The organism is Nitrososphaera sp. AFS (assembly GCF_009898475.1).
Taxonomy (GTDB): domain Archaea; phylum Thermoproteota; class Nitrososphaeria; order Nitrososphaerales; family Nitrososphaeraceae; genus Nitrosopolaris.
Map to the genome: position 1 here is coordinate 21,390 of NZ_QURE01000005.1, position 19,066 is coordinate 40,455.

Consider the following 19,066-nt stretch of genomic DNA (forward strand, 5'->3'; position numbering starts at 1 on the left):
GGGGTGTTATTTGGGATGCCTCCTGGACAATATATGCACCTTCCGTGTGGACAGGTGTACGGCTTGGGCATTACCGCAATTACCACCACTCCAGAGGAGGTCTTGACGGGCTTCACCATTAACAATTGTCGAGCGGGATCCGACTTGTCCAAGAATTCTAAAATATCTTGATTCTTTGGCAGAGTAGAGAGAGAATAAATGGCCGATGCTTGTCTTATTACTTTAATAACTTCCTTTCTGGATTGACAGACTTTTGCTCCTATTTTGTCAGCAATAAATTTGCATGCTGAAACATAGTTGGTGCGATGGCAATCTATTCCATCAAGCGAGTAGAGTTTGCTCAATGATCTGAATCGGACTGTGTGGATTGCTTATTAATATTATGTAGATTTACACATAATGTTACATAGATCAATAATTCATACAAAATGGCTCGAGAGATAAAAACTACTACAAAAGTACATTTCTGTTATCCAACTTAGCTACTACCTCACCTCTTCCATTATTGTCAACACTGCCTATTACCAAGCACTTCATATTATGTTTCCCAAAAATTCTAATTATGCAATCCACTGAGCCTGGAGGAACTATCACACAAAATCCAATGCCCATGTTAAATGTTCTATACATTTCTGCTGGATCTACTCGGCCATCTATCTGAATCTGCTTAAAAATGCCTCTGGCAATGGGTAATTTGTCGAGGAAACCGCGACAATTTCGTAAACGATCCCCCAGTGATGTGTGCTAACCCGTGTACGAGTATGTCATCAATATTATTTAGAATCTCCACTACAGGCTTAACGTAAAGCCTAGTTGGAATTAATAGTTCTTCTCCCACAGAACTAGGCATATAACGTGGAATATCTTCAATCGAATATTTTGAAAGTAGCACGTTCCGGGCTAAAGAATAACCATTCGAATGAAGGCCACTACTTTCTACGCCAAGTATTACATCACCAACGTTGATATCTTTCCCTGATATGTACTCTGACGGGTTTACAATCCCAATAGCCATTCCTGCTAGATCAAAGGCTCGATCATCATACCCAGAAATGATGTCAGGTAGAATCGCTGTCTCGCCCCCAATTATGGCGACACCTGATTCTGAAGCTGCTCTAACAAGGCCTCTCATTATTTCCTTCAGAACCACCTCATTTTGAAACTTGAGAGCTATATAATCGAGAAAGGCTTGAGGTCTCGCCCCAACGCACACGATATCGTTCACATTCATAGCAACGCAGTCGAGTCCTACCGTATCAAAACGGTTCATCATTTGTGCCACTAGTACTTTCGACCCTACTCCATCGGCATGTAAGGCTAGTAGCATCCCCCCAATGTCTAATATCCCAGCATAACCACCAAAGCCTGAAAGCACCTTACCTTTGGACATAAATGAGTGGGTATTTGAAATCATCGTGCCTATTTGGCTTTGCGTTCTAACGATCTTTTTTATATCTACCCCGAAATCAGCGTATGTCTTTTTCTTTTTACCTTTCTGTTTCTGATTCTTCTCTTTCTCCGGCATCATTCTTTCCTTCTTCTTGTTCATGTTACTATTTTTTCGTACTGGACGTGCGTACCAAATGGTCTAGTCGTCATCCAAGGCTAACAACATTGATTTTTTATCCGAGAGTGGATTTTAGTGCTAATTTTTATTTTACCTCAAATATGCTGCCCGGAACGTTCAGTTGATGAATATATCTGAATAGGTAGGAGTAATAGATGTTGCTTTTTTTTCTTCCTGGTATTTTTTTCCGGATCGGTTTTCCCAATTGGAGCACCTCAACAGTTTGACTACTAGTTCTTCTTTGATCAATGACTCCATTATCCGCTCTAACTCAATATCTCTCAACTGATATACACATATTTTATCAGTAATTAATGATTGTGAACTTTTGGTCTAGTCAACTGTTAACAGAAGAACACGCTGAATATATGTTGTGAAAATTTATTATATCAAATCAAATCAAACCTTGTGATTTTTTCTTACTTCCAATTTAATTAATGGAAATTTATCGCATATATCTACCTGGGTACTTTAGAAAAGCTTGGTCAAAAACAGAATTGGCAGGAGACCGCAGTACACTTAACCCATAGAGAGCAATTCGTCGATTGCTTCAAGGCATTGCAGGACTAGATCTCTGCTTCTTTTCATTACCCATTTAGGAAAGTCATCTAACGAAAAAACGTATTGCTCTTGAAAGCTCAATGGGATAAAGCCTCCGTGAGTATAGACTTGGACAAGTGCGTATTTTTCGTCGATTAGGGTGCAGACTTCATCCTCTCCGGCAAATTCAAATTCCTCAATGGTTCTTCTGTAAAGGACCAATGGCTTGCCAAATCTAGTTGTAAGGACTGCAGCCTTTTTCAGCTTGTCTCTGAATCTGTCAAGCACCCATTCATCGAGAGTTACTTGCCTTTCGTCGACAGCTAACTGTTTATTGATCAATCTGATATTAAAGCCATCTTCTTTATTTATCATTGCATGAGAATAGTAATTGACCAAGTACTGTACTTCCCATTACGTGACCAAAATTTCCTTTATAATACTACTATCTATTTGTTCTGAAAGCGATGGTATAATATCTTATAGTAATAATATTGTACACCTTTTGGTGAAAATTCTTCTACTGTACCGAGATTTGTATTGACCTTTCATCTATCTTGACGTTTTTATAGACTATATCCTTCATAGCTTCTTTCGACAGAAATATTTTCTTCACTCTCACTAGATGCGCAAACTCTTCCTCCATCGCACCTAATGAGGATATTTCTTCTTCCTGCAGACTCCCAACATAAGCTGCGGGGGCTATCTCGGTGGGAGTATAACCACGTTCTTTTCTAAGTTGCTGAAGGTTTCTAGATAAGTCTCGGAGCATCCCCTTCATAATCAACTGTTTGTCCCTAGCTGTTTCGAGAAAAACAATCATACTATCCCGCTCAGACATGACGTAACCCTCTTTTGCCACGTAAGAGAATTCCAGATCAATGGGAAAAAGATCAATCCTATCATTGTTGTCGTATAATATAGTATACTTGCCTGTGCCTTGCAAGGTCCTAACCAATTCGAAAACATCCAGGTTTTCAATTGAGGCAATTACATTGGAGATCCTAGACTTTAATCTCTGAGCTACATTCCTTTTTACCAAAGTTACTTTCGGAACAATCGGAGCTTGATTGTCGAGTAAGACTTGGATTTTTTGCAAAGCTATTCCATTTTTCAGTTCAACTAGTTTGTATTGCTCGACATTCAATTGGTTCTTTAACATTTCGCCTATCCCCCTTGTCTTCAGAGCGTCAATATCTGTTGCACAAATGATGGCTTGCTTTATAGGCCAACGTCTCTTTAGTGCAGCTTTCATCCTTGCGGCATAGGAGAGAGAAATCACCTCTTTGCATTTGTCCACTAACTGTTCAACTCCCTTGTCCACGAAATCTTCGTGATATTCAGGCCACGTTTCTAACAGAATACTCCTTTTACTGGGAAAGCAAGTTAGGTAGAGGTATTCTGTAATAAAAGGAATTATTGGATGTAACATAATATCAATTTGTTTAAGACAATGAGCCAAAATGGTATATATAGCCAGCCTTCGATTCAGGCTTTCCGAGAAATCGTCCCATATGTCATTTCTGGTAATCGGGATATACATTTGGCTCAAGGTATTGACTATGAAGTCTTCCAATGCCCTAGCGCCCTCATTATATCGACATCTCTCATAGGCAATAGAGACGGATCTAACAAGGCCTTCGAGCTTCGATAAAATCCAAACCTCGGTCGTTGACAGTAGCCTATTTTCAAGGACCCAATTCAAATGATGCGTCTTAGGGTCATAGCCATCGAAAATGCTGTTTTGTCTAAGATAAATGTGTAAATTGTACAAGGTACTTAAAATTTGATATGGCCTGGAGAGCATCTCCTCAGGACTAAACTTTAGGGAGTCTATTGGGGATGACTTCCACATAAAATAAAATCTTATTAGATCTACAGAGTACTCATTTAGAAGATAATGAGCATCCAGGATGTTCCCTAGACTCTTGCTCATTTTGTTGCCTTTATCATCGAGAACATGTCCCTGGAAAAGAAACGTATGAAATGGAGCGATCGGTTTTTGACTCGAAATGATATTCTCTATCAACAACGTATACGCCCATCCTCTCGTCTGGTCTATCCCCTCCGTCATAAATGCAGCGGGAATGAAAGTCTTGTACTCATATTCATTAAATGATGCGAATGGAGCTGCTCCGCTATTGTGCCATGTATCCAACACAAATAGCTCCCTTCGCATTGTCGATCCACATTGTCCACAATTGATTTCGATCCTGTCTATTTGTGGTCGATGCAGTTCGAAATTTGACCCGTCAGGCAGGGAAATTGCCCTCCGTATAATCTCTTCTCTCGAAAAAAGGCCTTCTTTCTGGTGGCATTTAACGCACACCCATATTGGCAAAGGTGTTCCCCATACTCGCTCCCTAGTTATGCACCACGGAACTTTTTCCTTAATAATCTCCAAAAATCTATTTTTTGGGCTTTCAAAGAAATAATCGACTTGTTCAGCAGCTCTAGCTGGTAATTCTCCGAGCTTATCAATCATATAAAAGTACTCTCTCCTTGCTAACCAGACTAAATTATGTTTAGAACGCCAGCATTTGGGATACTGGTGCTTGATCCTTCCTACTTTAACAAACGAGTTTGAAGCTTTCAGCTCTTCCACTACTCTCTTGTCTGCATCCCGTACATACAAATTTGCAAAGTCCCCTGCATCTGACGTAAAAAATGCTCTATCATCGATAGGAACAAAAATGGGTAGATTCATTCGTGAAGCCACCTCGAAGTCCTGCTCGCCATTGGCAGGTGAGAGATGGACTACGCCGCTTCCTGTAGTAATTTCTACAAATTCTTCTGCTACCACAAAGTGCACAGCACCAGAAGCCGCCATTTGCTGCAATTTAGGGACCAGGCTTAATAATGGGTGGATATAGCGCAAGCCTTTAAGTTTGCACCCTAAGATGGTTCTCTCTACCTTATAATTTGTTATTCCAAGTTCAGCCATCAGCTCATGTAGCCTGTTTTCAGAAACTATCCAGGTTTCGTTATTGGCGGTCAAGTATACGTATGTTGCATCTGGATTGACGCCAATCAATTCATCAGTTACTAGTGTAAAAGGCATGGTAGTCCATACGATAAGGAATGCATCCTCTTCGCATAATCTCACTTTGTAGTATAATGAGGGATCTTCAACCGTATCATACCCTTGATTTACCTCAGCATTGCTAAGTGAAGTTTGGCACCCCGGACAGTACGCCACGACTCTGAACCATTCCCTTAAAAGACCAACGTCCCATGCTTTTTTTACGAGACCCCATTCTCTTTCGATATATTCATCCCGAAAGGTCCAATACGCTTTTTCATAATTAAAGGACATACCTAGCAGCTTATCTGCAGTTGTCCAGCTCTCGTTATACCTTAGTATTACTTTCTTACAGGCCTCTACAATCTTGTCTAAACCAGCCTTGATAATGTTTTCAGCTTTACTTCCAGTTAAGCCTAACTCCTTTTCGGCCTGTAGTTCAACAGGTAAACCTTGAGTATCCCATCCTGCTCTGAATATAACCTTCGCTTTTTTCAGAGAGTTGAATCTGAACCAGAGGTCCTTGATTATTCGTCCCCTTAAATGTCCAGCATGTGGTTCACCATTCAGCGTGGGCGGTCCTTCGACGAAAGCAACCGGTTTTTTACCTTCTGGTAATTCCATTTCTAAAAGAGACCTGAGGTCGATACTAGAGAGATAATGTCGAATCTCTGTTTCGATAGCCTTCCCGTCGAACTTACCAGATAGATTAAGCTCCAAGACTGAAAACTTTCCCGTGGCTCGTGTTTATGTTTTTTGTTTGGACAAACATTAAGAATATATTCGATTCGAACTAAAATGCTAAACTTGGCAGATCCTAATCGTTTGAGTCCTGGCGAATCGCCGCCTGAGGAAATAAACGTCATAATAGAAATTCCCAAAGGTAGCAGCACAAAATATGAATTGGATTCGAAGAGCGGATTTGTATTCGTTGATCGGATACTTCAAAGCGCAATGTATTATCCATGCAACTACGGCTCTATACCACAGACTATGGAAGAAGACGGGGATCCAGTTGACGTTCTGGTTCTTGGTAATGACCCTCTAATCCCGATGGTTGTAATGAGGGCCAGGCCGGTAGGCGTTCTATTGACCGAAGATGAGAAAGGTCAAGATTCTAAAATCATCGCCGCTCCGCTTAACAACATAGACCTGGCCTTTTCGACAATTAGCGACGTCGACGACATTCCACATTATTTACAAGATCAAATCGAACATTTTTTTGAGCACTACAAAGAATTAGAGAAAGGGAAGTACGTCAAGGTTTTAGGATGGAAGGACAAAGAAATGGCAAAAAAGAAGATTTCTGACGCCATAAAAAAGTTTGAGACAACCAGACTGCCAAGCAATCCAAGTGATTTCGGGTGATCGCACCTACAACGCCTTGAATTGATCACTCCACTTCATGTATGCTTTTATCATATCGACACTAACGCTGGGCTTCCTTATCTTGATAATCTCCTTAAAGTCTGTAATGCTAATGGACCTCGGAATGGACATATCATCCGAAGCTTTTCCGCTCTCAAACAGCTCGTTTACAACACGTAATTGTGCCGATTGGCATATGTCCTTTATATCACTAGCACTATACCCATCACACAGCTTCGCAAGGTCTTCAGGTTTTAGAGATGCTTCTTTTTTTAAGGCCGATGTATACTGGACAAATAAATTAGTTCTTGAACTAATATCGGGCAAAGTTACATAGATCCTCTTCTGAAAGCGCCTCAAGAAGCCCGATTCCAGACTCCATGGCTTGTTAGTAGCACCAATAACGTAAAGGAGCGTTCCTTTGGATTTGTTATTAATCCCATCCATTTCGGTCAGAAACTGATTCTTTACCCTAACTTCGCCCCCCACTTCGCCGTTCCTAGTCCCAAGTAGAGAATCTATTTCGTCTATGAAGAGTAGAACAGGAGTATTCTCATGTTCGTTGAGTTTGCGTGCCATTACAAAAAGTTTGGAAACATTTTTTTCCGCCTCACCCAACCATTTGCTCATCATTGATGCTGCATCAACGTTGATAAAATAACCGTCAATCTCTGCTGCTGCTGCTGCAGCAATCAAAGTTTTTCCGCAACCTGGGGGGCCATAAAGCAGTATTCCCCTTGGCCACCCCAGAGGAAAAAGATCAGCCCTTTTAGTTGGGTACACGATCGATTCTCTTATTGCACGTTTCGCGTCTTCTTGGCCGACAACTTCAGTCCACCGTACTCTGGGCTTCTCCTTTAAAACCAAATCGTCAAGGGCTGCGTCCCATTGTTCATTAGAATTCGTCTTTCTGTTTTCAGAGGTTGTTTCGTTGTTAGTTTTACTTGAAATATTAGTTCGACTCGTTACCTTGGCGCTCTGATTCATGGAGCCGTCTAATCTAGGTGACAATCGCAGAGCTTCGATTCTGCTTTGATATGCATTTGCCCTCTCAATGTAAATTTTGTTCAATTTGTAGTCAGGATAAACTTGTACTAGCTTCACTAGTGATTCTATAGCTCGTTCATACGACTGTATGGCCATCCCACGTGAACCTTGAGAATCCAGTTTTATCGCCTCCGCTGCGTATTTGCTGGCTGTGTTTTCTAATTCCTGGGGGGCCAAACTCAAATGATTATTACCGCAAGATAAAATTGAGTTTCCTCTGAATTACTATTATGTAAATGTATATTGGGTAAACAACAAAATAATTTGAACTATTCTGAATGAAGCACTGAGTGGCTAGACTAAATGAGGAAACTGGCAGGCAAATTGTTCTAGGAAAATAGCAATTTATCAGCTGATATCTAGCAGTACTAGTTCATCATTTCACAATATACTTTATTTTGTTCTTTAGTTTTTTGATTTAACCTCAGACATCCACGATAAAGCACTCTCATTTGCTGTTTGAAAGTTGATGGTATATCCACCTACTTGCGCAGCATCAACCAGAACAACTTCTATAAGTTCACAAATATAACAAAGCTCCTGATAACATTCGGGTATACATTGGACCAAGGAGGATCGAATACTTTTGAGTATAAGCACGGCTGGGCTTAATATGACGACTATATCTCCTAAATCTGATACAGTCTTCAGCTGATCTGATACCCTTTCCAATAATGTTTTTGACATTCCCGTTATCAGATTGCATTTTTGGTCTAAACAGTTAAGCTGAAACGGGATAGCGGCAAACATAGAATACTCTTCCAACTGAAAAGATTCCTTATTATTGAAACCCTTGTGGTTAAATGACGTTGTTTTGCAACCGTAACTTTCGAGATCTGCAATTTGCTCTGAGATATGGTTTCTAATTGCATCTAGTCGTGGCTGCAGTGAAACCATATTCTTTTTTGGACGATCTTCGTAATGACCTCTAGGTCCAAATTCTGACGTTATCCATCTGGATTTCATAAGTTTATTCTGTATGACATGAAGACGGTATGTTTAATACCGTCCCTGTGATCATTAGGCGGGTAACTACAGTGACTATCAAAGAAGGTAACAGCTTAGTATTTTTTCTAGTTTTGATGCAATCAATTTAACTACTACGTTTACTTTTGGTTTAAGTCACAATTTTGCGGATGGAATCAATTGACACACAGGGAGAGCACAGTGCGGTTGATCTCGTTAGTAGCCTAGAAGAGCTAGGACTTTCGAGATACGAAGCAGGAGCATATCTCACGATGATTCGAAAAGGATCGCTTGGGGCTAGCGAAATATCTTATTATGCAAACTTGCCCCGTACAAAAGTATATTCTACACTGAAAAAATTGGAAAAGAAAAGACTCTCAATTGTTTCCCAGTCAAAGCCGCTCGTATGTAGTGCCATTCCGCCGGAGGAGGCCTTTAGAGAAATTGTGAGGCTCCATGAAAGAAGATCCAGGAACACGAAAAGAATAGTCGATAAGCTGCAAAGAATCACTGAAGAACAAAGACCAAAGACTACTGAAGAACGAAGGTATCATATTCTCGATCCTATTTCGACGGTGGAGAAATTAAAGGATCTTATTACTAACTCGAGATTTTCGGTTTGTGCTATTTTGGACGGTTGGGGAGTACAACTCTTCACACAATGCAGATCAGCTATCATTAAAGCAATCACTAACGGAGTTAATATCAAATTGTTGGTAGCAACCCAATGTGTCGGGAGCGAGCACATTTCCTCGATCCCTGAAGATATCGAATTGAAGGTTGCAGACGTGAACCTGAACTTGATAGTTATCGATTCCAGTAAGATGGTTGCAGTAGATAGTAGTAATGGAAAGGCGGCTCTGTTTTCCACGATTGATGTATTTGGCATGTTGCAATTAAAAAATTTCGAGGCTCAATGGAGTACTGCATTGAACATTAGACAAATAGCTAATGTTAAGCCTCAAACTCTGTTAAAGGCAAATAAACTAATACAGATTATTGAAAATGCAAGAGTCTTCGAGCAGACAGCCAGTGATAGATACATTTCTACTTCTTCTATACTCGAATCAATACGGGAATGTGGTCTAGAACTCCTAAATATGGGGTTCGATGAAACGATAGGTATAGTTGATTGTGCCCTTCGAATTGGTTCTCATGGTTACTTGACTCACGATAAGTCGAACAATATAGTCAGCCTCAGATCAAATGCTACGGGCGACGTTATCTCACGCTGGGTAGCCTTTATAGAGTTCTGTTTCAAGAACAACGGAATTGTTCTTAAGGTTGTGCGAGATAAAAGTGATACCAGAGAGACAGTAGTTCACCTTAAGTTAGCCAAATCAATAGAATAATGATAGGGATATGTTAATGATTCCAAATTATATCTATCAAACACAAATGAAGATTTAGGCACTATGGACCTTGTATCGTCTCCTAAGCTTGCTGCCACAGGTTCTGCATATATTTATCCCGGGCTGAAATGTCCTATGACACGCGGAACAATATGATGTCCATTTCCTTAACTCCTTGATACCATTGAAGGAGATAGACTTTACTTGGACCTTCAAGTGTGCAGCAACATTTCCAATAGCATAATCATCAGAGACCAAAATCCTGTCCATTTCAAGGGCTAATGCTAAAACCGTTATGTCTGCGAACGAAAGTCTGCTTTTGTCACCTGTGTTATTTGCACAACAAATCACCTTCTCTATAAACGACTGATCAGGTTCTTTGATTGTTAAATTGCCTGCATCAATTAGCGCTTCTAATCTATAATAACTTTTTTTGATATGTTCAATTTCATCATGAACTGCCTTTGTTGTATAACATTTCAATGAAGATTGAAACGGAAATCCCATGTAAAATGCACTTGAGTCCACAACGAATTCTTTAGAAGCCCAGCTTGACAATCTGTCTGATACCTCTTTGTCTTACGCGTATAAATTGTGCGTCATATGGGTATCTAGAGATCATTACAGACTCATTAGAAGGGATATGAAATGCTTCTTGGCCATCTACAATGAGGCAGGTGTCGTGGTTAACGCTGACTTCGATATCGACAGGGGGGAGCACAATTCGGGGTAATCTATTCATCGGGGCTATCGGTGACAGCAGCAAAGAATCGAGCTTTTCATAAACTACTGGGCCCCCCATGGAGTATGAATGTCCTGTCGAACCTGTCGGAGTGGCGACTATGATGCCATCCATCTTCTGTTCTATGTAATCATCCATTAGCCTTATCTTCACAACTGGAGTCCTTATTGGATTTTGTCTCAATAACACGACATCGTTTAGGGCCGGAGGAAAAGTTGTTTGTCGAGTATTGCAGCTGAGTCTTATACGGCGTTCGTAAAAAAAGCGCCCTCCAAGAACAGCATGAATGGAATCATCCAAAGATTCTATACCTGTCTCTGAGAGGACACCTCTGTTTCCTCCTACGTTAACGCTTAACAAAGGGCAACACTTGGGGATGTACCTAAACGCTCTTAGGGTTGTACCATCTCCCCCAATAGCAATCACCATATCAAGTTTAAGATCCTTTAGCTCTTCTGTTTTAATTGCCCTAGTTCCATCAATTGTCAATGGATTTATGACATAAATAGTTGGCTTTTGCGGTCTAAACAGTCCTATGATTCGCTTAGCTGCATTTTGTGCATCCGGACTTCCCGGCTTTGAAATTATGGCTACATTGCTGATTGCTTCAGCCATTTAACATGTAATACTAGGTAGGACGCAGTCTTTAAATGCATTGCGTGAAAACTGGAAATAGGCCACACGATTAAATAGCCCTGATTTTGACAGATTTTAGACGATCGGTGGGCCGATAGCTCAGCTTGGTGGAGCGTTCGACTGATAATCGAAAGGTCGAGGGTTCAACTCCCTTTCGGCCCAAATCAATCTTGTCTCTATTTGGGCCGATTCAGCACGCCAGTGCAAAGAATTATCACTCGTAAAAATGTTAGTTGAAAACCTGGCAAGCGAGCACCTTGATCTCAGCAAATACTCAGAAGCCTATACAGAGGAGTTAGGGAAACTGATAGAAGTCAAATCGAAAGGTAAGACGATATTTGAAAAGCCAGTCGAAAAAATGGAGGAGACCAAAGACCTCGTCGCGGCGCTTAAGGTTTAGTTTACAGAAGACTAAATCCAAGAAAATGTGATGACAACGAATAGGTGATATTAGAATCAGACTTCTCACATATCACACACGAATAGCTTCGACTGAAAATGAAGTCGAACGGGATTGAGACAGCGGCGAACCTAAAGTAAACTAAATGGAATAGTTATATCAGTTATTCTCCGGATTTCACTCTCCAGGGGACATTGTTGCTCGCTTATCTCAGTAAGTTTGGTTCCACTTACCTAGAAAACCCCCGCGTAGTCCAAATCCTTTGTTGCGAGGTATATTGAGGAAGCATAGAGCAGACATGAGTAAAGTGGTTTGGCAAGTGTTATATTCGAGCTCTACTGACAGTTTCCTTCGAAGACTTTTGAGAATTCTTTAAGAAAGTTCTGGACACAGCTAGGAGTGCAGTGGAGGTAAGGTCGATCCAAATTTATGAACAGAATCGACATAAGATCCCCTATCCTTCTCTTCCAATTTTACGCCATGATATATAAAAAATGCTACAATTTCCCGTGGGTTGTCTGGGACATCTTGAAGCTGACGATATTTTCCAATATAGCAACCTTTGGCAAAGCTCCGTAAGCGTTGGCAACGTGGTAGCTGATTGTACGGGGAACATATACTTGACTAAGCAGTAATGTTTGCCAATGACGTTGTCAGGCCGGCAGTTGTCATTAATAGTGCCAGCGGATACTTCCCTCCTTCCTGAAGAACACGTCAGGTTATCATTGCCCACTGTAACGATATCCAGCGGAAAGGTAATGAAAAGTTTAAAACAAACTGAACTGAGCTAGACGGTGGTTGGAGTTAAATAAGCAACATCAAACTTATCACTTTAATCTAATCCGAGTCATAATTTCCGGTGCCTACGTATTATCTTCTCTGATCCTAATCATGCCTAGCCCACCACAAATTGTATCGGCGGTCAATACAAGTTCAGACAACGCAACGAGCTCTGGACCTACCAACGCAACGAGCTTTGTACGTAGCAACGCAACGAGCTTTGTACGTAGCAACGCAACGAGCTCTGGACCTACCAACGCAACGAGCTTTCCAGCGGCTTCTGGGTTCTTATAATAAGGTCAGGAATTTCAATTATTTTTACAGGTCTTTTGATCCCATGGATTACCCAAACATGGCAAAACCACCAGAAAAAGCTTGAAGTCAAGACCGCCCTAGTAACTCAGATAAGCAAGAGTGTATCAGATTTTTTAATTACGGCTCAGCTGGTCGAAGCTCATAGTCCCAGCATAGCTCTAGCCGACTATCATAATGCATACCGAAACTGGTCAGAAGTGAGTGCAGATATTGAGTCAGAGCTAATGGCTTACTTTCCAACAGATGCATATTCAGCGCAGTGGCATAACTATACAGTAAGCCTCGAGAAGTTCTATTTTTTGTCTGCTGTCAACATACCAGATCCTATAAGAAAAGCACGTATAAATTCGATTCAAGAATACCTATCCACCCGAGCGATTAGTCATGGATTTGGCGACTTCGACGCTAGATCAAAAAAAATACATTAGAATGATTTGGTCAACAGAAACAGTAATTTAACAGCCTATCAAGAAACTTGGCTTGAGGCAAGGGACATGCTAGTGGAAAGCAGTCACAATCTCATAAAAAAAATTCTAACATCGCCTATCCCCGCTTTTCCAAGGCTTTGATGCTCTTTCCAAAAGAATTGCCAGTGACCTTTAGAACTATCTTTAGAACTGCTGGTTGCCGTGTGATGACCAGGATCTGAACATCCAGTAGCGCAACTTTCTCCAGATAAAAATTCAATCAGGTCGGAAGGACTGGTACGAAACAACCAGTAGGAGATAGAAGTATTCATGAAAAGGGTTTTGGTCAGTTGACATTTTATATTGCCTGTTGGAACCGGAACTTCATCCTTCCAATAATTAAGTTTAAATTATAGTTATCTAGTCTAGATAAGTTATACTTATCTGGTTGCCTAAATGTCATACTTTAGTTTACAGTAATAATCTAAATGGAATGTGATGTCATAACTTTAATTTAAAAAAAGATCATGAAGATGAAGTTGCTGATGTGTTGTGTCTTCAGCACTTCATCTTTCTTTCATTCTTTGTTTGTCTGTTTTTGCTTCTTCTTTACTTGTTTGATTGTTGTTGTCTTATTACGAACACAGTTCTTTGTCTTTTGCTGTGCCACAGTCTGGCAGCGCTTTAAAGGTATGTAGCTTCATTGGTGTACCTAATGTGTATGGTGTTGTCGCTACTGGTATGCTATTTTTGCCCATTGGTGGGATTGCATTTGAAGGGTTGTTGTAGTTCTTTAGACCTAATGTCTTGCCTGGTTGCCCATCAGGACCATCTACTACAACTATACCTGCTTGGCCTTTGAATAGTGAAGCATAGTCATGATTGACTGGAGCAAACGCACCTGGTGTTTTGAACACTACGTCTATTATCGCATCATTTGAACCACCAAGTAAGAATGTTTGTTTACCCCATCCTTGAACTACTGAACCAGATATTACTCTGTCTAGCTGCTCTCCTACTATGTGGAAGTTTACCATTGCGTCACCTTCGTTGAGCAAAAAGAATCTAACATGATCTCCTGCCTTGAAGTGTAAAGGCATAGCACCTGGTGTCTTGGTGACTACTGGGTCGTACCCGAATGGAATGCCATTAATCCATGTAAATGTTGGTTGGTGGTTGAACATTGCAGTTTGATTGTAGTTGCCGTCCTTTGTTAGATACCATTCAGAGAAGATGAATTGAACTTCCTTTGCATTTGGACTTACGTTATCCACTATTTTACTACCGTTTTCAGAAAATGTCGGATATTTGTAGCCTGTATATCCGTTAACTGGATCAACTATAACACCTCCAACCATTCCACTAAATACGTGCTGGTCCATGGTAAGCACCGCAACACCTTCACAATGATATTTGAAGAATCCTGGTTGTGTAGCGATAAAGGTATAATGTCTTTCCCATCCTGGCGTCACTGGTCCAAAGTTTGGTACTGCACTTATTATTGCTGCATGGTTATCTAGACTGTGTGGAAGCTTATTTGTGGATGGATTTGCCAATGTTACGTTTATGACGTCACCCTGTGTGATCCTTATTGTTGGAGAAGGAACGGTTCCATTAAAAGTCAATGCATGAATTACATTTCCCTGAGGTAGCTTGAGGGTTGTTTCATTCGCTATTAATAGGACCTTGTGAATATGAGTCCCTTTGCTTGCCATCAGTTGAGCTGTGGCCATAGTGATTGGAGTGAATCCGTTATCCATAACCAACCTCATTCCCTTCTGTGCGTCATCCGGAGATGGATTTATTAAAGATGTGATTTGTGGCGCGTTATTCGTCGTAGCAGACAGAGCTAAGCCCTTACTTGCAGCTGGTAACAACATTAATCCTGCGAGTAGGATAAACGCTGATACAGCAGTTGTAACGCGTACGTTAGACGATTTTTTCATTAATTTAGCAGTTCATTAGTATTAGATAAGTGTAACGGTAAAATGATCCCGAAAATAGGGAACTATCTTATGCCATTAACATTTATCACGTGCTTGCCTCCAGGAACAATCAAGTTGACTAAGGTAAACCCTTTTGAATTCGTCACGGCATTCTTATACAATGTCCCGTCCATTGTGACGAAAACTGTAGAAGCACCTATCAATTGTGGGATTTTTAAAATTAATGGTCCAGGGACAGGATATTGGTTGTTCATATAAATTTTGAAACTTCCGGTGGATGGATCAGCCTTGATGTTATCGATAGTTGCGAGCCCTGTCATATTAGATAAAATATATCTGTTTTCACCTATGCTTAATCTCATGTTCATGGTTCTAAAATCCACCCCAAAACAGCTGTAGAACGCAACCTTTGACCCAAGAGCGGGATTTGGTGAGACAGAAAAAGAGGCTTTTTCCCCTGATTTTAAGATAGGCATCAACGAAGTAGTGACAGAGTCTATCTGAGCGCCAGTTTTATCATGTGCCGATGCATAAATGGACAAGTTGTAAATATCAAATGAAGCTATATTCTTCACGGTTCCTATCAAAGTACCATTAGATAATGGTATATTGCTATAATTTAGCTTTAAAACGTCAAAGTATGGAATATTCGTAGTATTCAGTTGGTACACATACGGGTTCCCTGTTAACTTGACATTAGATCCATAACGTAGTTTGAACTTAAAGGGAGCCTCCCCATATGCATAGATGGTCTTGCCGTATGGTTGAGCCACCGATGTTGTTTTTACGTTATGGGTAGTTGTGTTTAATCCGAGGAGAACATGGATAGGGACATTAACTTTGTTTTCTACCGTCCCGACCACATACCTAATCCCAGTCTTGTCCACATAGGATCCCACATCAGTAATCAAAGCATTACTGGTTTTGATTGCGTGAGCTGATGTCGCCAGTATGAAGTAGAATAACAGCAAGAACGAAACGCTCGTAATATAATAAGGCATAGAAATCCTGTAAGCAAATTTCACAATTAACTAATTGAAAATCAATTGTATTTTTATTTAAATGTTATCAAATGCAATTACAGGCAATTGCTTTAGGGAAGTTACCTACTGATTGCATCTGGCGTTGGATAACCTAATGTCTCTCATTCTTAACTGCCGGCCAGATCTGCCAAGCTGTACTGCATGTTCATAGATTTATTAGATAGAAAGCTTGTAGTAATGCCTCGTCTAGTCTGGTAATTGATAGATGAAAGTACTTGTTACAGGTGGAGCAGGGTTTATTGGCTCCAGTGTTGCTAATGCCCTATGTCTAGAAGGTACTGAGGTGATCGCTTTTGACGATCTCTCGTTAGGGACTTCGTCAAACTTAAGCAGAGCTGTCACTTTTGTAAAGGGATCGGTGATGGATTTTGACGCGATCCTAAATACTAGCAAGGGGTGCGATTACATTTTTCACTCTGCTGCATTAAGCTCTTCTCCAATGTTCAAATCTGATCCCAGAATAGGAGTAGAAGTAAATACAATCGGATTTATGAACGTGATGGAATCTGCTAAAAGAAATAGTATAAAAAAGGTAATTTTTGCGTCCTCCAGCTCGGTATACAATGGCCAAACCATTCCGTTCAAGGAATCTCAAATTATTTCGCCTAAGACATTCTATGAAGCATCATTTTATTGCAGGGAAGTCTTGGCCAGATCGTATTATTTGGAGTTTGGGTTGAACTCGATCGGCTTGAGATACTTTAGTGTGTACGGTCAGAACGAGCGACACAAGGGAAAATATGCAAATAATATTTCTCAGTTTTTATGGGAAATGAAAAATGGACACGCCCCTACCATATATGGGGACGGAACTCAAACTAGGGATTTCACAAGTGTGGATGATGTTGTCAAGGCAAACATCCTGGCTGCAAAGGCTGAAGAACGCAAATTCGGGATCTACAATATAGGTACTGGCATAGAAACATCATTTTCGAGGGTAATAGAGATCATTAATGAGGTACTTGGAACCAAAATCAGTGCCACCTACATCGACAATCCAATTAAGAATTATGTGTATCGGACTAAGGCAGATATTTCACTAGCTGCATTGGAACTTGGATATCAGCCCAAGTGCAAGTCTCCCGAGGATGGAATAAAGGCATTAGCAAATTATGCCAGAGATAGATAGCAAAAGAGTCCGTCGGCAAAAGACCTGATTTCAAGAAACCTTATCTATCGTACTATGGATAGGATTTTCATGCCATTTGAGAGCTTGGGAGAGTATATAGAGGCTCTAGAAGAAGCCGGCGAATTAAAGCGCATCAAGACCCAAGTGAACCCAGAATTAGAAATCGCAGAGATTATGCGCAGATTAATGTACGCCAGGAATCAACCGGCAGTTCTATTCGAGCGAGTAGAGGGTTATGATATCCCAGTACTTGGAAATGCATTTGGGACAACTAGGCGACTGCAAATTGCGTTAGGTGTAGAAGACTTCTCAGAGATAGGGAACCGTATAGTTGACCTGACAAGACTAACAGTGCCTTCGGGCATGCTTAATAAGATTAGGATGCTTCCAAAGCTATCCGGGATCTCCGACTTTGCTCCAAAAGTGGTGGACACCGGGCCCATAAAAGAAGTAATTGAGACTCAGTACGCTGACCTCGAGAGCCTACCGAATCTTAAATCCTTTCCAAAGGACGCTGGCAGATTTGTCACTTTTGGTGTGACAGTCACGCGACACCCAAGCACAGGAGTCCGGAATCTCGGCGTTTATAGAATCCAAATTATAGATGACAAGCATGCGTTGATGCATTGGCAGATTCACAAAAGGGGCGCTCAGCACTACGAAATTAAAAAGGAACATGGAGGCCCAATTGAGGTTGCTATCATCATAGGAGCGGACCCTGCGACTATTCTCGCGGCCGTGTCACCTGTTCCTGAAGGAATGGATAAATTCTTCTTTTCAGGCATTATGAGAAAGAAAGGTGTAAAGCTCGTCAAATGTAGCACTGTTGATTTAGAAGTACCTGCCAACTCCGAGATCGTTTTGGAAGGGCATGTTAATTCCAATGACCTTCGTATGGAAGGTCCATTCGGCGACCATACTGGCTATTATACTCCTCCTGAACCATTTCCTACGTTCACGCTAACGGGTTTAATGAAAAGAAAGAAGGCAACCTACCTTACCACCGTTGTCGGAAAACCAATATTAGAAGATGCATATATCGGCAACGTTGTCGAAAGGTCATTTTTGCCATTAATACAGCTACTTCAACCTGAAGTAGTCGACTTTACGATGCCAGCAGCTGGATGGTTTCAAGGCCTTGCAGTTATCTCTATAAAGAAAAGATACCCAGGTCAAGCCAAGAAGGTAATGATGGGATTATGGGGCACGGGTCAACTTGCCCTTACGAAAATATTTGTAATAGTTGATCATGATATAAATGTCCATAATGTGGATGAGGTAATATGGGCCGTTACTACAAGAGTAGACCCTAAGAGAGACACTGTCATTATTGATAATGCACCAACTGACACACTAGATCCTGCATCTCCTATGATAAATCTCGGTTCAAAATTAGGGATCGATGCAACTACAAAATGGCTCGAGGAAGGATATACGAGAGAGGTTCAACAACTCGCGACCGTCGATGACAGAACCAAAGCAATTGTTGACCAGAAATGGAATGTATATGGGTTCCGCTAAAGTCTCCCTCCAGCTTTCAACCTTTAAAACGGGGGCGACTTTTTACTCGCTTGTTCTATTGCTATTAGTGTGACGGTTGATTTGATATCAGGTATTTTCTTCAGGCGCCACTTGATAGTCTCCTTTAGCTCCTCAACGCTTCCCTGCTTGAGCTTTATGAGCATATCATATGCTCCGTGAATCTCTTCAACTTCCGTTACAGAGGGTAACTGATGCAGCTCGTTTATAACAGCATCCCTTCGGTTTGCGTCACAATTAATTAAAACATAAGCTGTAGGCATCGCT

The 19,066-nt window shown here is 40.9% G+C and carries 18 protein-coding genes, 1 tRNA gene and 1 pseudogene; 7 read left to right on the plus strand and 13 right to left on the minus strand.

Going from position 1 to position 19,066, the window contains the following annotated elements; genetic code table 11:
* From DYY65_RS12335 to ileS, 5 genes and pseudogenes are all read right to left on the minus strand, one after another.
* Window positions 1-344, minus strand: a pseudogene (locus tag DYY65_RS12335) (tRNA uridine(34) 5-carboxymethylaminomethyl modification radical SAM/GNAT enzyme Elp3); the annotation flags it as partial.
* 106 nt (window positions 345-450) lie between these two features.
* A complete protein-coding gene (locus DYY65_RS12665) occupies window positions 451-630 on the minus strand; it encodes an AIR synthase-related protein (RefSeq protein ID WP_162476120.1) in 180 nt (59 codons plus the stop codon).
* A 37-nt stretch (window positions 631-667) separates the two neighbouring features.
* Window positions 668-1,549: a phosphoribosylformylglycinamidine cyclo-ligase gene (gene purM, locus DYY65_RS00940; protein WP_162476121.1), complete on the minus strand. Its 882-nt coding sequence runs from the start codon at window positions 1,547-1,549 to the stop codon at window positions 668-670.
* Between the two features lie 537 nt (window positions 1,550-2,086).
* Window positions 2,087-2,506: a hypothetical protein gene (locus tag DYY65_RS00945; protein WP_162476122.1), complete on the minus strand. Its 420-nt coding sequence runs from the start codon at window positions 2,504-2,506 to the stop codon at window positions 2,087-2,089.
* 121 nt (window positions 2,507-2,627) lie between these two features.
* Window positions 2,628-5,849 (minus strand): isoleucine--tRNA ligase, encoded by a 3,222-nt coding sequence (gene ileS / locus DYY65_RS00950; RefSeq protein ID WP_236561578.1) that lies wholly within the window; start codon window positions 5,847-5,849, stop codon window positions 2,628-2,630.
* An 87-nt stretch (window positions 5,850-5,936) separates the two neighbouring features.
* Here ileS and ppa point away from each other — a divergent pair, with 87 nt between their 5' ends.
* Window positions 5,937-6,497, plus strand: a complete 561-nt coding sequence (gene ppa, locus DYY65_RS00955) for an inorganic diphosphatase (protein WP_162476123.1) — start codon at window positions 5,937-5,939, stop codon at window positions 6,495-6,497.
* Between the two features lie 6 nt (window positions 6,498-6,503).
* Here the strand turns inward: ppa and DYY65_RS00960 are convergent, their stop codons facing one another.
* Together DYY65_RS00960 and DYY65_RS00965 are read right to left on the minus strand one after the other, a co-directional pair.
* Entirely contained in the window at window positions 6,504-7,727 is a 1,224-nt protein-coding gene (locus DYY65_RS00960; protein WP_162476124.1) for an AAA family ATPase, read from the minus strand.
* A 222-nt stretch (window positions 7,728-7,949) separates the two neighbouring features.
* Window positions 7,950-8,510, minus strand: coding sequence for a hypothetical protein (locus DYY65_RS00965; RefSeq protein ID WP_162476125.1), 561 nt, complete (start codon window positions 8,508-8,510; stop codon window positions 7,950-7,952).
* 170 nt (window positions 8,511-8,680) lie between these two features.
* Here DYY65_RS00965 and DYY65_RS00970 point away from each other — a divergent pair, with 170 nt between their 5' ends.
* Window positions 8,681-9,862: a TrmB family transcriptional regulator gene (locus DYY65_RS00970; protein WP_162476126.1), complete on the plus strand. Its 1,182-nt coding sequence runs from the start codon at window positions 8,681-8,683 to the stop codon at window positions 9,860-9,862.
* A gap of 54 nt (window positions 9,863-9,916) precedes the next feature.
* Here DYY65_RS00970 and DYY65_RS00975 read toward each other — a convergent pair whose 3' ends face one another.
* Both DYY65_RS00975 and DYY65_RS00980 read right to left on the minus strand, forming a co-directional pair.
* Window positions 9,917-10,420, minus strand: a complete 504-nt coding sequence (locus DYY65_RS00975; protein WP_162476127.1) for an NOB1 family endonuclease — start codon at window positions 10,418-10,420, stop codon at window positions 9,917-9,919.
* On the minus strand, window positions 10,401-11,219 hold the full coding sequence (locus DYY65_RS00980; protein WP_162476128.1) for an NAD(+)/NADH kinase: 819 nt from the start codon (window positions 11,217-11,219) through the stop codon (window positions 10,401-10,403). Before DYY65_RS00980 ends, DYY65_RS00975 begins: the two co-directional genes overlap by 20 nt.
* Before the next feature lie 109 nt (window positions 11,220-11,328).
* Here DYY65_RS00980 and DYY65_RS00985 point away from each other — a divergent pair.
* Both DYY65_RS00985 and DYY65_RS00990 read left to right on the plus strand, forming a co-directional pair.
* Window positions 11,329-11,402 (plus strand) — tRNA-Ile (locus DYY65_RS00985).
* A gap of 64 nt (window positions 11,403-11,466) precedes the next feature.
* Entirely contained in the window at window positions 11,467-11,640 is a 174-nt protein-coding gene (locus tag DYY65_RS00990) for a hypothetical protein (RefSeq protein WP_162476129.1), read from the plus strand.
* An 863-nt stretch (window positions 11,641-12,503) separates the two neighbouring features.
* Here DYY65_RS00990 and DYY65_RS00995 read toward each other — a convergent pair.
* Complete coding sequence (locus tag DYY65_RS00995) at window positions 12,504-12,677, minus strand: hypothetical protein (protein ID WP_162476130.1); 174 nt, start codon at window positions 12,675-12,677, stop codon at window positions 12,504-12,506.
* Window positions 12,678-12,749: 72 nt separating this feature from the next.
* Between DYY65_RS00995 and DYY65_RS01000 the strand changes: the two genes are divergently transcribed.
* Entirely contained in the window at window positions 12,750-13,163 is a 414-nt protein-coding gene (locus tag DYY65_RS01000) for a hypothetical protein (protein WP_162476131.1), read from the plus strand.
* 614 nt (window positions 13,164-13,777) lie between these two features.
* On the opposite strand, the gene DYY65_RS01005 is transcribed toward DYY65_RS01000, so the two are convergent.
* Together DYY65_RS01005 and DYY65_RS01010 are read right to left on the minus strand one after the other, a co-directional pair.
* Window positions 13,778-15,088 carry a multicopper oxidase domain-containing protein gene (locus DYY65_RS01005; protein WP_162476132.1) on the minus strand — a complete coding sequence of 437 codons (1,311 nt, stop codon included), beginning with the start codon at window positions 15,086-15,088 and terminating at the stop codon, window positions 13,778-13,780.
* Between the two features lie 62 nt (window positions 15,089-15,150).
* Window positions 15,151-16,089 (minus strand): FxLYD domain-containing protein, encoded by a 939-nt coding sequence (locus DYY65_RS01010; RefSeq protein ID WP_201449244.1) that lies wholly within the window; start codon window positions 16,087-16,089, stop codon window positions 15,151-15,153.
* A 247-nt stretch (window positions 16,090-16,336) separates the two neighbouring features.
* On the opposite strand from DYY65_RS01010, the gene DYY65_RS01015 reads away from it, so the two are divergent.
* Window positions 16,337-17,260: an NAD-dependent epimerase/dehydratase family protein gene (locus DYY65_RS01015; RefSeq protein WP_162476134.1), complete on the plus strand. Its 924-nt coding sequence runs from the start codon at window positions 16,337-16,339 to the stop codon at window positions 17,258-17,260.
* Window positions 17,261-17,329: 69 nt separating this feature from the next.
* Window positions 17,330-18,781 (plus strand): menaquinone biosynthesis decarboxylase, encoded by a 1,452-nt coding sequence (locus DYY65_RS01020; protein WP_162476135.1) that lies wholly within the window; start codon window positions 17,330-17,332, stop codon window positions 18,779-18,781.
* Between the two features lie 23 nt (window positions 18,782-18,804).
* On the opposite strand, the gene DYY65_RS01025 is transcribed toward DYY65_RS01020, so the two are convergent.
* On the minus strand, window positions 18,805-19,062 hold the full coding sequence (locus DYY65_RS01025) for an Lrp/AsnC family transcriptional regulator (protein WP_162476136.1): 258 nt from the start codon (window positions 19,060-19,062) through the stop codon (window positions 18,805-18,807).
* Between the last annotated feature and the right edge of the window lie 4 nt (window positions 19,063-19,066).